The sequence below is a fragment of the Janthinobacterium sp. 67 genome (assembly GCF_002797895.1).
GTDB lineage: Bacteria > Pseudomonadota > Gammaproteobacteria > Burkholderiales > Burkholderiaceae_D > Janthinobacterium.
Genome location: NZ_PGES01000002.1, coordinates 60,310 through 74,343, shown reverse-complemented (window position 1 = coordinate 74,343; position 14,034 = coordinate 60,310). Strand labels below are relative to the sequence as shown.

The following is a 14,034-nucleotide window of genomic DNA, read 5'->3' as shown; positions in this document are numbered from 1 at the left end:
AAAGAGAATTATGCACTCAAACAAACCGTTGGTCTGGCGAGGTGGAAGTGTCCATCGCAGCGGCACAAATTTCCGCACTAGGGTATGAGACCGGATCGAGACCTTGCCGGCGCCGTACGAAGGGATGGATCATGCCGCCTTGGATCGGACCAGGCCGAATGATGGCGACCTCAATGACCAGGTCGTAAAAGGTGTGTGACAGCATACGCGGCAGCATTGACAGCTTCGCACGTGACTCGATTTGAAAGACGCCAACCGTGTCGGCTTGGCAGATCATTTCGTACGTGCCGGGATCTTCTGGCGGCACATCACTCAGCTCGAAGCGCTCGCTGCGGTTCTGTCGCGTTGCTGATTAAAGGGCGAAATTTTTCCGGCACGGCACATTGCACATCAAACTGGGCGCACCATTCCTGCCAGCACAGAAAATTGGTCGGCGAACGACATCGCATCGACGCCGTCGATGGCGAACTGGCCCTTGCGGATCATATGTATCAGTTCGATGCCGGCGAGACCAGCTGGCGGAGTGGAACGATTTGAAGTTGAGCATCGGCCTGGCAACCCGTTTGATGGCGCGATGATCCTGCTCGACGATGTTGTTCAGGTATTTGACCTGGCGCACCACGATCGGCACGTCGCGGCCAGCGTTGATCGCATCGATGGCCGCCTTGTTGGCGCCGCTCTTGTCCATCGCGACCTTGTCCGGATCGCCGTTCGCTCCCATTGCCTTGTCGAAGAAGCGCTTTGCTGCGGCCATGTCGCGCTTGGCCGTGAGCAGGAAGTCGACGGTCTTTCCCTACTTATCGACGGAGCGGTACAGGTATTTCCAGACGCCTTTGACCTTGATGTAGGTCTCATCCATGCGCCAGCTGCGGCCGACTGGGCGCTTGTGTTTACGGGCCATGTTCTCGACTAGGGGCAGGAAACGAATCGCCCACCGATTGATTGACGAATGGTCGACCGACACGCCGCGCTCTTGCATCATCTCTTCCAAGTGTCGGTAGCTCAGCGGATAAGCTACATACCAGCGTATGCAAACAAAGATCACGTCGATCGGAAAGCGCATTCCTTTGAAGTTGAGCATGTCGATTCGTCCAAGGTTCGGGCGTCGTAACTTACCTGATAGGCTCGTCGACCTTCGCTAATGCAATAGAACCCAATATCTTGAGCATCGCACCAATCCACCTCGAAGCCCTTTAGCAGGAACTATTGCATAGGCTGCTTTATAAACGTGGACGGGCGTGTTGCTGGCGCCTTGATCGATGCGCTCGCAAGCCAGATACAACGGGCCGCGAATCTGGACATCGTCTGGCAGACTTTTTCGGCGAAGGCCAACATTTTTATCGGCGATATGCGGGCGCCTATGAATGCTGGACAGGCCGTATCGAACCTATTCGCTGTCTCATCATCTATGTGCAGTTTGAAACACTACTGACGGCAACATAAGCAAACAGGCCATTTCCAGTTTCAAAAATATCAGCCCTCCTGCTCGCTGAATATTAGCAGCTAATAAAATTCTGTATGTCATTGATTTCATTGACTTAAATCTATATTTAAAAATATTGCGATATGCTAAGCCATTGATTTTTAACGTATTTTATACTTCAGGTAATTTTCGTTACGATAAAGAACTTGCAACGCTGCATCCCTGATTCTCTTGCGAACGTTACACTCTTGTTCGGTACACTCATCTACAGCAATCGATACACTCATTGCAATATGATTGTCAAATAATGCTACTCCAATCAATCTAGCATTTGCAGAAGATAGCATCCTCCCGCGTTGATTGATTTCCAAGCGATAAGTGGCTTTGCGGTCTATTCAGTAGCGCCCACCTAAGTAATGTTTGTTAAGTTGCATTGAAAATTGACCCATTTTCCTCACGAATTTACAACGGAATCTGACCGAGGTTAGTAGCACAATTCCACCTGTCTTATCGGCAGGAGATCGGAGTGACCGACATGGGTCTACTCGGCATCATTCAACTCTGGCACCTTCGTGACAAGATCTCAATACGAGAAATCGCTAGGCGATTGGATATTTCGCGCAATACCGTCCGACGCTACCTGCGATCGGAAACCACTGAGCCCTCCTACTCGGAGCGGCGGTCAGTTAGCGGATTAGACAAATACTCAGTACAGCTATCTAGGTGGCTCAAGGCCGAGACGACTAAACCGCGTAAGCAGCGGCGCAATTTGAAGCAGATCCATTAGGACCTGAAAGAGCTGGGCTATGCAGGGTTATACGACCGCGTGGCAGCGTTTGCCAGGTAACGGAAGGCAAGTTAAACAGAGTGGGTCAATTCTGCGAGCAAACGAACAGTCTAGGATCTGGTCGATGAGCGGACAGCGCTGTTTATCCCTTCACAAGTTGGATGAACAGTGTGGTAGGGGCTACACGAAGTCACAGACTAGCACTGTAGTCAGAAGTCTCCAAATTGAATTCGATTGAACATGCCATCATCTAACTGCAGCAATGCTAAGCGATAAGGTGGTCGGAAATCCCTTTGTTAACCTCGCCCTTCGTGCTTATTACGAGCAATGTACAGTATGATTTGCCCATCAAATGCTGAACGATAATTGGGGAACGTTAAGTTATACAGCGTGATACTTGAACAAGTGAACAGGGCGAGAAGTGGACAAGGCCGCTGCAAGTATATCTTCCATACTTGCAACGGCTATGCCGTTCGCTAGTAAAACGCAGAAAAGCTGGACGCTTATCGAATATTAGCAGCTAATAAAATTAGCTAAGTATTTGATTTTAAAGGAAAAAACCTATATGCGCCAAAATAAATAAAATCTAAGCCTTTGATTATTAAGCTTTTTTTTCTGCGGGCAGTTCCAGCGACTCCGCAAACTGCCGTAGCGCTGCTAACGTGCGCTTGCCGGCCATTTCGACATCGACGCCTTCTTCGATATTGATCACGATTTGTTGTGCGTGAACACGCACTTTAAAGGCTGAGCGACCATTTTTGTCACCGATGGTACGGGGCTCGACTGCTGCCTTCCGCGGACGTTTGGATTCGAGCGCCTTACTGATTAACACTTTCAGTTCGTTCGGTTCCAGATCCGGTTTGTCAATCAACGTGTCCAGCGTGGTCGTGATCTTGGATAAAGCATCAGGGTATTTGTCGAGCATCTCCTGAGCCACTTTGGCGTGACGGTAGCTCAGTAGTGCAGGGTACTTTTCCAGCAGATCAAGGACGACCGGTGGCAGTTTCAACATGCCCAAGCACTGGGAGACACGTCCCTGCGAACACCCAGTCAGACGCGCAACGTCCTTCTGCGTCTCCGCAAATCCTTCCGACATCAGTTCACGATAAGAAAGAGCGCGTTCGAAATCGCTTAATCCTTCATTGGTCTCGTTACTCAACAACGTTGCCTGGTGAGCTTCACGATCATCCAGCGCCATGACGTTGGCATCAAGTTCTGCCCAGCCGATTAGTCGTGCGGCACGCGTACGTCGGTGGCCAGCGATCAGCTGGTACTTGCCACTGGCTAATTTTCGCACGCGGATCGGTTCATCCTGGCCGCGTGCCTTCAGTGTTTCTCCTAATGCTTGAATCGCTGTCTCGTCATAGCGGCGACGTGGCTGCCAAGGCGAATCAACCAGATCCTGCACTGCGATTTTAACGATCATGCTGTGTTCAGCCTCGCCAGCCATATCCGATGTCGTCGTTTGCGCAGGCGGGATAGGTGATCCATTATTTGTCGCCGCAGCAGGCGTATCCGAGTCCTTGAGCATGTCCTCCAGAGACTTTGACGGTCCGTGCGGTACCGCGTTCATGTGCATGGCTGGTGTTGCCACAGCAGGCGCCGAAGCGCCCAGGCGAGCGGCCAGGGTGGCGGCAAACTGCGATTCGGTTTGTTTGTTTTTCACAGTATTCCCATCTTCTCAATCAATGCTTTCGCCACTTCGCGCAACTCACGCGCTGCTGTGCTGCTTGGTCTGGCCAACGCCAGCGGCATGCCTTCATCATCGCTTAGTACCTTTTTAAACTCTTCGCTGGAACTGATTTGCTTGTCGAGCCAGGCATCCGGATATTGCTTCGTCAACGCTATGACCTGTGCAGCGACACGCACGCGCGTCATGTCAAAAAAGTTACCCAATATCGTCAATTCAGGATAGCGGTTATGTTCCTGCTGCATTTCACTCAGGACGCCTGCAAGGTATGACACTGATTTGGTGCTGTACTTTTCCATCGACACCGGTGCGATCACATAGTCACTTGCCAACAGGGCTCCGCGTGTGGTCTGGTTCTTGGCGGGAGGGGCGTCGAACATGATTACATCATACTGCGACAAATCGATCTGCTTATTCTTGCCGGAGCGGTTTTCTGCCAGGAAGCGCGCGATCGCCAGTTCCGGCTTCTTGCTCATGATGGCATCAACCGTAAACAAGGCCTCGAGCCGGTCCAGCGTCACTTCGGACGGAATCAGGTGCGGACCATTTTCGCCAAAAGGTTTCTTCAGCACGTCCTTGAGCTCTGGTGGCTGACCGTTGGTCTGCCACTGCGGTAGCAAATGGCCCAGGTGATAATCAACGCAGGTCGACAGAGGCAACCCCGACTCTATCGCTTCTTCATGGGTCAGCTCGGGATCATATCCATAGGAAATAGTCAGATTGGCCTGGAAGTCGAGGTCAGCAACCAAAACCTTGAGTCCCATCAACGCAAATATGGCGGCCAGATTAGACGTTTGCGTTGTCTTTCCAACACCACCCTTTGGCGCATAGACGGTCACGATGCGTTTAGCCTTCGCTGTCACGCCATATTTCTTTGCGCGATAGGCGGCCAGATCGTAAATGTTTTCGATACTGAACAGCCGCGTCTTGGGTCCTTCTCCCGGCTGGCGTTCAATCTGCAGACCAGCATCATCGGAGTCGCGACGCACGGCATCGACGCTGATACCCAACAGGGTCGCAACGGCTTGTACTTTGAAAGGCTTACGGGTCAAGAGATTCCCCTTATAAATTCACTGACGCTATTTTTGCAAATTATCATTACCGTTGCAAGGATTTTTCGACTTTAATGGAAAAAACCTAGCAGCGAAGCGTTATCCATCAAAACATGGGAAGGTGGCTTGGCACGGAGTGAGCCTGGAAGTTCATTAAATTCCAAAAAGCTTTAAAAACCTTTAATTAACCTTTAACCGGCACAGCGTGAGCGTGGCGCTTCTTTTCAGGCGGTTTAGGGTTGTGGATATGTTTACAGGTGAGTTATTTTGATAGGGCAGGGATGTGGGTATGTTTACAGGTGAGCTTTTTTGATAGCCAACGGATGTGGATATGTTTGGAGGTGCGTTTTTTTGATAGTAGCTGTGGATATCTCTGTTTTTATGCCCATTTTTTCAGCAATGGCGTGTGCGTACCCCAGATACGGCCAAGAAAGTGATCGGTAATGCAATAGAATCGCTGGTTCGCGTTAGATGATCTCCTGAGCGAGTTCACAAGAGCAGAAGGCCATGCAGCATGCCACCATGCTGCAGAGATAAAAGGTGAGGGTTTTTGATAGGGTAATTCAGTCAACGTCAAAAAAGGTGAGGTATTTTGATAGTCAAAGCGGCCTTTTTTACCGAAAGGTGAGCTTTCTTGATAGTTTGAGGCGTAGGATTATGAAAAGGTGAGCTTTTTCTTTTATTTTTTCACTTGCAGAATGATGCGGCCACAGAAAATAAATGATTATGGGATGAAAGGTGCGAATTTTTGATAGCAAAAATGCTCCATTGTCGATGGAGCAAGTCAAAAGGTGCGCTTTTTTGATAGGTAATTGGCGATAAAGGCGAAAGGTGAGCGTTTCTGATAGGCTGGACGGGCGACAAATGCAACAAGGTGAGCTTTTTTAATAGGCATCTTGGCTGACAGACGCGTAAAGGTGAGCTTTTCTGATAGCCAAGATGGATTTCGTAGGTGCGCGGGCAACATTTTCGTCAGGTTTTCCCTAGAGACGCCTGGCAAGCCGGTTGGCGTACCGCGCGTTGTGCTGATTTTCACGCGTAATCAACCGAAAAGCTCACCTCTCGCCAGTGCGGCTGGAGGCCAGTCGGAGAATCGGCGCGGTGCCGGCAGCATGCTGTGCCTGGGACAGAGCGACAGGCGCCAGGCAGCAGCTGCAGGGGCTCAGTGGTAACCGCGCGAATCCGATTGCAGCGGCATCATTTTCGCTTCGCGCAGGCATTGGCCAGGTCGGCGCACAGAGGTCTTCGCTGATGCTTGAGGGAAAGCGATTGACGCCGCCGTTGATAAGGTGAACAATAACCGCCAAATTCTCACCTCCAGAAGATATGACCCCAGAAGAAACCCCCGGTTCGCAAATGGCGCTCGCGCTGCTATTCGATCAACAACCAGAGATTCTGAAAAAGCCCGTGCAAGCCATTCACATGGCCATTACGGGGGGGATCCAGAGCAAGACGCAGCGCCTGGCTTTCAATGCCATGCTCAAGCATGCGCTAGAGGAGCATGCCAGGAATCCTGGACTGGAAACCGAAACTTACTCGATCTCGCGCGAGGAGCTGATGCGCATTATTGGCTACAGTTCGCCCAACCGGAAGCATTTGAAAGAAGCCCTCACCCAGATGCAGAAGCTGACGGTGCAGTGGGATTTCTTGCGCAAGGACGGCGATCCGATGTGGGCCTCGTGCGTCCTGCTGCCATTTGTCGCATTCGATCGTGACAAGGTGTTTTACTCCTATGCGGCGCAGATCAAGCCGATGTTATTCGACTCCAAAATTTATGCTCGCCTCGACCTGCGCATCCAGCGCACATTCCGTCTGGATCCAGCTGCCGCGCTGTACGAATGGGTCAACCGCTTCCGCACCAATCCGTCCAAGCGTACCAATGAAATGACCTGGACGGACTGGCGCTGGTGCATTTACGGCGAGGTGAGCGAAACCTCCATCCTTAACGAATACAAGATTTTCAAGCGGGACAAGCTCAAGCCGGCCATCAAGGAGATCAATGAAAAGTCCGATCTAACCATCGAGCTGATTGAAAACCGCGATGGCAGTCGCAGCGTGAAGTATCTCCAGTTTATCGTGGAAGAAAAGCAGATATTTCGCGCCATTCCCGATGTGGACGACAAAGGGGAGTGGGAAAAGCGTCTCGAGGACCTGGGCTTGTCGGCACGCGACCGCAAGAAAATCCTGGCCACCTATCCGACTGCGGTCATCAATGCGCACTGGAAATTCACGATGGCACGCGTGAGCGATAAAAGCCAGCCTGCCATCAAGAGTCCGAGCGCGTACCTGAAACGCGCACTGGAGGGCAATTTTGCGCCGGATGTGGTTGAAAAAGCGCCTGCAGGGGGAACGCAAGATATGGAGGCCATGCGTGACATCCAGACGAAATTTACACAAACGCGCAATGCTGAAGCCGAAGCGATGCTCAGCGAGATGCTCGAGGTGGATCGGGAAGCGGTGATCGCGGAGTATAACGCTGCCCAGGACAGCAAAGTGACGCAGGTCCCGCAGGACAATGAGAAGCGCACCTCGCGCTATATGGTGCCGCTGTTTGCCTGGCTGGCAAAAAAACATTGGGGGGAGCCAACGCCTCAAGACCTGTTCCAGTTCGCGCTGCAAACCGGTGCGATTTCGCTCAAATAGAACTGGCATGGCAGTCCGACCGTCAACCGCAGCACTCCCTTGGCGCCAGCCCGGCTGTCTTTCCCAGTTTTGCCTTGCTGACTAGGGCACGTTATACGACAAAACGGAAATGAATAGGGTAAGCCATGGTGCTGCTTGCCAGCCTGGTCTGGCTCAGAGAAACCTGGTCGTCACTTTACCTGCTTGGTAATATCCAGATAAGGCTGGGTAGAGCGCTCGAGTGCCAGCCCAAGTGATTCGGTCAATTCCGGCACGGTCATGCCATTGCGCAGCTCGTGCACTGCAAAGGTGTTGCGCAAGGTCCGGCCGCCGGTTCGCGGAACATCGTCGATGCCGGCCCGTTGAAAAGTGGCCTTCACTTGTCGGTATACCGTGGACTTGTTGAGCATGGCGCCTTGCAAATCGGCAGGAAAGGCATATGGACCTGGGATTCGCAAGCACGCACGCTCGGCTAGCCAAGTGAGCAGCTCGGCCGCAGCAGTAGCTGGCAATATGGTGGTGTGGGCGTAACTGGTGTCATGCTTCTCTGCCGGCGTCAGGTCCAGTTCGAGGCCGTCGTCAAAGCGAGTCTGTTCGCTGACTTCTGTCAGCAGCAGGCCGACCGCCTCCGCCACGCGCAGTCCGCCGAGCAGCATGGTGATCTGCATCGCGCGGTCGCGGCGTCGCTTCCAGTTGGCCGATCCCGGTCGGCGGGAAATCGGGGCCGAGGGCAGCGCATCGAGGAAGGCGGCTATTTGATGCTCCTGCAGCGCGACGGTGGTAGCATCTTTTGCTAATTTTCCCTCCTGAAATGTCTGGAAAATGGCATGTTGCGCAGGGTTAGGCACCACTTGCAAATAGTCGAAGCATCGTTCCAGCAGGCGCAGATAGCGATAAGAAATTTTGCTGTTGAGCCTTTGGGAGGACGTCTTATCAGCATCGTCATCCGCACCTAGAAATTGCAATAAATCGTCTTGGCCAAGCACCGAGAATATCTTGTGATGCTTGCTCATCCAACGATCGAAGGTACGAAACATCGAAATATAGACCAGCGCAGATTTGTCGGAAATGGGCGGTCGCTCCTTGAGCACGGCTTGTTTGGTGATCTCCACAAAATCTGCCGTTTTGACAAATGCCTTGAAACAGGTGAGCGGACTGGCGTCCCAGAGCTTGCGTGATGTCATCATCAATCAGGCGAGTAAACAGGCTGTCAGTTTATCCTAAAATGCAATTAACCAACATAGGTAGATTGCTTTAACCGTGACTGGTCGCTTTACGGCAATCATCGAGGTTTTGCTCTGTAGACGCTTTTTGTTTGACTGATGTTGTGGCGATTTTTTTAGTTTATCGCGCTTAGTGAGGACGTCAGAGTCACCGTAGTCAGTGGCTTGGCAATGTACTGTTGTTTTATATTTACATGTTGGTTAATTGCATTTTGGTTGCACAGATAATAGAAATTTATTGTTTCAGTCGCTTCATGGGATGCGATCTACCGATATGCCGCCTTGACCAGCAGGTGCAACGCGGTGGCCAATGACGTGGGCGTAATGACATGACTGACACCTTGGACAGACATGTGCCACAGCTGCAAGAAGGTAGTCTGCGAGATGATTCGGTTGCCGCTAGCCCACCTCAGCATGGCCGAAACGATGAATTTGTGCCAGTAAAGTCCAGCTACGCCATAACGGAACTAATGAATCAGGCTTCCTGTTGCGACGCCACAGGAAGCGCGCCACTTTCACCATTCAGACATACACGACATCGCGCCTATTTTCTGTCAGCCAAAGAGCTGGCATGGGTCAACAATTAGGTTGCGAGATAGGGAGAATAGTCAGTGTGCCAGCTGGCAAGTGTGTAGGCAGTGGGAAGGTAGCACAGGTGCCTTGTGGAGGGCGGCAGGGCATGGAGGCATGGACAACAATTATGTGGCTCCGCTGCTCGGGTCTGGGTCGCCATGAAGCGCCAATAATGCCTGGATTTCCGGACAATCGGCTTGGCCTGCTGGAGTCAATGCCGGCAGCACCACACCCGATTCCAGTTTCTGGTTCAGCCGGAAGAGGTGTGCTTCACGCAACCTCGGTACCGCAACCTTGGCGGTTGTAATCACGACGCTATGCGGCGTCACCAGGGCAGCGAGCGTCAACATGCCATTGGGGGCATAACACTGCGTGCTGAACACGGGGTTGACGGTTTCTAGCAGGCTGCCTGCGTACGGTGGCCGTAGCTTGTGCTCAGCAGCGTTGATCGCTGCATTATGCATGGGATGAATGGGTAATTTTTTCAAATACTCCACGACATTTTCGAGCGCCCTCTCAAGCTCCGCAATCCGAGTGGCGTTCGTCACGTTCAGCATTGACTTCTCCGTCGGCACCATGCCGCAATGCTGATATTTTACTATCCGCCTATACCGTATGTACATGCACAATGGTGCGGGGCTCCCAATGCCGTTCACAAACGGGTGAGCATGTGCATTGTGGCCGAACCGACCAATTACCAGGGAATACTCGCCGATTTTTCCGTAAAGTAAATAACACCGCGAAAACCGTATGCTTTTCGTGCGCCATGCCACTGTGGCCAAGACATGATAAGGCAATCCAGATTGCATGGAGCTGCGTATGAACCCTATGTATATTGCCGAATCAATTGCCATGCTCAAGTACGTGATGGCGGGACAAGCTTACTAGGAAGTCGGGCAGCTGTACGGGCTAGGTGACACCGCAGTGCAGCAACGGTTGCATCGGGTTGGGGCGGGAACTGGCGCTAGCTATCTCTACCTATCGCTCGCGGGAAATATGTCATGGTAAACGACGACAGCAAAAACGAGCCGATTCTGGAATCAGCCAATCTCGTCCTCCTCTTGGTGGCTGAGATGCGAGAACAGCGCATTGGCTTCAAATATTAGCGCTTGGTTTTGGAGCGCGATCGAAAATTCGCGCGCAGGCTCAACATGGCATTCCGGTCAGTGCTGGTGTTAATGCCGCTGCTGTTTGGACTTTATTTTCTGCTGCAGGTATCAGGCTCCAGACTGGGTGCGTTTAGTTCATTGATCGGCATTGTCCACATTGATAGCGAAATATTATCAACGTCGAAGGTATCGGCCGACAAGCTTTTTCCCCTTGATCGAGCGCGCTTTTGAATCAGATCGTATCATCCAGGTAGTATTGGCGATCGACAGTCCTGGCGGTGCGCCGATGGAGGCTGAACGAATCGGTAACGCCGTCGCGACCTTCAAGAAAAAAAATCCTAAGCCGGTAGTTGCGGTGATCAGTAACGTCGGCGCATCGGCAACCTATATGATCGCCCTGCGAGCTGACAAAATCATCGCTGGCAAGTACAGCTTGGTCGGTTCGATTGGAGCGATCATCGCACCATGGCAGTTGTCGCGCCCGCTGGACAGGATTGAAATCTCGCAGGAGATATTCGCGTCCGGTCACCTCAAGGCGTTCCTGAATCCGTTCACGCCACTGAGCAAGGATGCGCAAATCAAGGCTCAGTATCTGGTCGACCATGTTGGCCATACCTTTTTGCTCAAACTTGAACACGGCCGCGCGCGGGTTCTCCAGCTCGGCGTGAATTACGGCAGTGGTGAGATCTGGAGCGGTGTGGAGGCGAGAGAATTGGGCTAATTGACGAGATCGGCACGGTCGACGACTTCGTGGCCGCACAACATAACCTGGAAGCGTTCGACTTCGGTGAGTACCCAAAGGGATTTGCACAGATGAGTAGCGTCTTTTCTTCCTCGATAGCGGCGGTATTTGACGAATACATTGCGCGACAGCGTTACCAACTTAGATAGAGAAATAATATCGTTACCACGGCAGAAATGCCCGCAACTATAGCAAGCGCAATGCGTTCGAAATGGCAACCCTCATCACCGACGTAAGGCATTGATTGGTAAATTGCCGATCATGAATTTCCATAGGTATGTTCGTCGACAAAAGGCTCACGCGCCTGCATATCTCCCGACATTTCCGTCACGGCTTAAACCAGGAGGCAGGCCAGACGACGAATTGGAAGTGATTGTGTCGCGTTGTTGATTAAACGGCGGAATTTCCCTTGAAGGGCATTGTCCAGGTCATTGCGGACGGACCTTGCCCGCCAGCGCGTAAAATTGGTCGGCGAACGACATCGCATCGGCTCCGCTGATTGCGAACTGCCCCTTGCGAATCATGTGCATGAGCTCGACGCCTGCGAGCACGCAGTGGGCGGCGCGGAACTATTTGAAGTTGAGCATCGGTCTGGTCGCCCGTTTGATGGCGCGATTGCCCTTTGTTGACAACTACCCGCATCTGCAGGTACATTTACAGCAACACAAAAGGACATTAAGGAGCATGAACATGATCGCACTTATCCAGCACATCAAAAAAATTGCAGTCGCAGACACACGCTTGTTCTTTGAGCCGTTTGTTTCTGTTTTCAAATTCATCAAAAAAGACTTCACCCGCTCTTCAGTGAAACACTGATGTACTGACAAGATATCGAGACCTCGTCTCTATGCTTACAGACGGCCCATTCTAGGCACCATGTTATACACAAGTCTATCCTTGCCCAAACCTGCGCACGGTGCGCATATTTTTGACGGCCACCTGTAGACCCTTCAATCCAAGCCAGATGATTTCCGCGTAGGGGTCCCAGTGGCGTTTGCGCGCCAGGAAGCCTCCGAAGCACACGATTTGGCTCAGCACCTGATCGACTGTTGCCTTTGGCGGTGCCGGTTTTTCACGCAGCAGATAGGCCGCTTCAATTTCGTCCTGATCGAAGTACAACGTGGCGTCGAAGTCTGGGCAGGTCCGGCCCGTGCGCTCCAGGTATGCGATGCACCACGCCACCATCATGAACAGCGCCAGGGCGCGCTCGATGCGTGCGATGCAGCCAAGCTGAAGCTCCTCGACCTTGCAGACGTTTTTCAGCACGTTGAACAGAATCTCGATCTCCCAGCGCGCCCAATACCAGTCAATCATTTCCTGCGCTTGCGCCAGCGTGTCAGCGTCGCAGTTATTGAGCGAGCGCCATTCGATCGGCTTGGCACGGTCCGGCGCATAGATTTCCCGGGCGATGAGGCAGGTGGCGCTGACGGTTTTGCCCTGGCCCGCTGGCAGTTCCACCTTGCGCGCCCATAATTGCTGACGCACCTTGCGCGCCTTGACGCAGTGCCGCGCCGGCATGTCAAAGACGATCTCGCCGAGAGGCGCTGCGGCGCTGGTGTGCTGCCAGAGCTTTTCCAACTTTGGCAGGCAGCGGTTGTGCTACGCAAGCACCAGCCAGTCAACCGGCGTGCCCAGGTCTTGCTCCTGCAGCATCAACGGCACCAAATCGGCTTCGCGGTCGGCCACATACACCAGTCGCGTGTCCGGCGAATGCGCCGCCATGACGGTGGGGCAATTCTAGGTCGGCGCCAACGATATGCACGCTACCTGAAATAGGGGCGCTCAAGAGTTATGTATAAAGAGGTGAGCTAACAGTCAAGTCACGCTTAATCTCCTATATTCTTGATTACATCCATCCTTAAAAAATGCCGCACTTTGCTGCACTACGTTGCACTTTGCTGCACTAAGTCGCACTTCGCTGCACTTTGCTGCGCTGGCGGTAAGATACTTTGCACTCATGAACTGAGATTCCAAATATGATGCGTTTTTTATCTGTTTTCGTTTGATCTGCAGCAGTCCAAACTGCTAATATCTATCCGTCGCCATGCGGCATTGTTTCACTAGACATCTTTTCAGTTCCTTCGGAATCGAAAAGCACCAATTTCTACCGCCGCTTGAGCGGCAATCTTCCAGGCAGAGCCTAATACCTTGGTACATCAACCTTAAATAGTTCGTAATGCAGTTAGCCCAAGGCCATCTTTGGCCGTTTTTTTCCTTCGAGCGCAAACTTGTGACGAACACTGAGTGACAGCGAAACCCAAGCTACATCAGGGTTAGACGTCGCTTAGGAACACTGATTTCCCACTGAACCTGATTTTTCGCGCTGCTATGCGAGAAAAACAGGGCCGGCTGCCGGAACGCCACAAGCAGCTCAGTTGCAGCTACGCCGTCGACCCCGGTCCGGGCCATCGAAATTTTTAGAGACACAGAAGGGCGGATATCTGGAAGCTCCCAGACGCATGAATCGCTGGCCCTGCGCCGGCGCCAGTGCTGCCTCCGCGACGTCCACGTGACGTGAGAAAGACCATTTGGTGACAGCGCCACCAAAGACTTGCCCATGAGGGCAGGACGCGCTGCGTGAGAAACCACGTGAGGGTTCCAGGCCTAACAGCATCATGTTCGGCGATCGCCTTCCGAAAGGAGTCGACATATTGCCTCAAGCCAAAAGGGGTGGCAGTGTGAAATTAGTGTGCTTACGTTTGGGTCCCTTTCCCCGGCAGTTTGATGATTTTTTTACCAACGGCATCCGTCATGCCGCATCCGTGTGCGTTCACTCGAATGCATACGGATGCGGCCTGGCGAACCTATAGAAA

9 protein-coding genes and 4 pseudogenes are annotated in these 14,034 nt (G+C 52.4%); 4 read left to right on the top strand and 9 right to left on the bottom strand.

The genetic code is table 11. From position 1 onward, the window contains the following. Positions 1–34 precede the first annotated feature (34 nt). Both CLU90_RS28200 and CLU90_RS28195 read right to left on the bottom strand, forming a co-directional pair. Positions 35–340, bottom strand: a pseudogene (locus CLU90_RS28200) (error-prone DNA polymerase); the annotation flags it as partial. A gap of 50 nt (positions 341–390) precedes the next feature. Beyond that, positions 391–1,081: pseudogene (locus tag CLU90_RS28195) on the bottom strand (IS6 family transposase). Positions 1,082–1,958: 877 nt separating this feature from the next. Between CLU90_RS28195 and CLU90_RS28185 the strand changes: the two are divergent. After that, positions 1,959–2,210 (top strand): helix-turn-helix domain-containing protein, encoded by a 252-nt coding sequence (locus tag CLU90_RS28185; RefSeq protein WP_332870878.1) that lies wholly within the window; start codon positions 1,959–1,961, stop codon positions 2,208–2,210. Between the two features lie 601 nt (positions 2,211–2,811). Here CLU90_RS28185 and CLU90_RS28180 read toward each other — a convergent pair. The 3 genes from CLU90_RS28180 to CLU90_RS29545 form a co-directional block, all read right to left on the bottom strand. Continuing rightward, entirely contained in the window at positions 2,812–3,876 is a 1,065-nt protein-coding gene (locus CLU90_RS28180) for a ParB/RepB/Spo0J family partition protein (RefSeq protein ID WP_131689676.1), read from the bottom strand. Next, positions 3,873–4,952, bottom strand: a complete 1,080-nt coding sequence (locus CLU90_RS28175; protein ID WP_070289355.1) for a ParA family protein — start codon at positions 4,950–4,952, stop codon at positions 3,873–3,875. The genes CLU90_RS28180 and CLU90_RS28175 overlap by 4 nt, the downstream gene beginning before the upstream one ends. 784 nt (positions 4,953–5,736) lie before the next feature. Further along, on the bottom strand, positions 5,737–5,988 hold the full coding sequence (locus CLU90_RS29545; protein ID WP_131689677.1) for a hypothetical protein: 252 nt from the start codon (positions 5,986–5,988) through the stop codon (positions 5,737–5,739). Positions 5,989–6,278: 290 nt separating this feature from the next. Between CLU90_RS29545 and CLU90_RS28170 the strand changes: the two genes are divergently transcribed. Beyond that, the gene (locus CLU90_RS28170) at positions 6,279–7,595 is read left to right on the top strand and encodes a replication initiation protein (RefSeq protein ID WP_100429636.1); all 1,317 of its coding nucleotides are present in this window, start codon (positions 6,279–6,281) and stop codon (positions 7,593–7,595) included. Positions 7,596–7,765: 170 nt separating this feature from the next. Here the strand turns inward: CLU90_RS28170 and CLU90_RS28165 are convergent, their stop codons facing one another. After that, the gene (locus CLU90_RS28165; protein WP_100429635.1) at positions 7,766–8,761 is read right to left on the bottom strand and encodes a tyrosine-type recombinase/integrase; all 996 of its coding nucleotides are present in this window, start codon (positions 8,759–8,761) and stop codon (positions 7,766–7,768) included. A gap of 734 nt (positions 8,762–9,495) precedes the next feature. After that, positions 9,496–9,927 (bottom strand): hypothetical protein, encoded by a 432-nt coding sequence (locus CLU90_RS28160; RefSeq protein WP_070300259.1) that lies wholly within the window; start codon positions 9,925–9,927, stop codon positions 9,496–9,498. A 700-nt stretch (positions 9,928–10,627) separates the two neighbouring features. Here CLU90_RS28160 and CLU90_RS28155 point away from each other — a divergent pair. Then, a complete protein-coding gene (locus CLU90_RS28155) occupies positions 10,628–11,200 on the top strand; it encodes a S49 family peptidase (protein ID WP_131690080.1) in 573 nt (190 codons plus the stop codon). Positions 11,201–11,649: 449 nt separating this feature from the next. Here the strand turns inward: CLU90_RS28155 and CLU90_RS29775 are convergent. Next, positions 11,650–11,838 (bottom strand): annotated as a pseudogene (locus CLU90_RS29775) (IS6 family transposase); the annotation flags it as partial. On the opposite strand from CLU90_RS29775, the gene CLU90_RS28150 reads away from it, so the two are divergent. Next, complete coding sequence (locus tag CLU90_RS28150; protein ID WP_070224723.1) at positions 11,750–12,037, top strand: hypothetical protein; 288 nt, start codon at positions 11,750–11,752, stop codon at positions 12,035–12,037. The pseudogene CLU90_RS29775 and the gene CLU90_RS28150 sit on opposite strands and share 89 nt — an antisense overlap. A gap of 75 nt (positions 12,038–12,112) precedes the next feature. Here the strand turns inward: CLU90_RS28150 and CLU90_RS28145 are convergent. Continuing rightward, positions 12,113–12,943: pseudogene (locus tag CLU90_RS28145) on the bottom strand (IS4 family transposase); the annotation flags it as partial. Between the last annotated feature and the right edge of the window lie 1,091 nt (positions 12,944–14,034).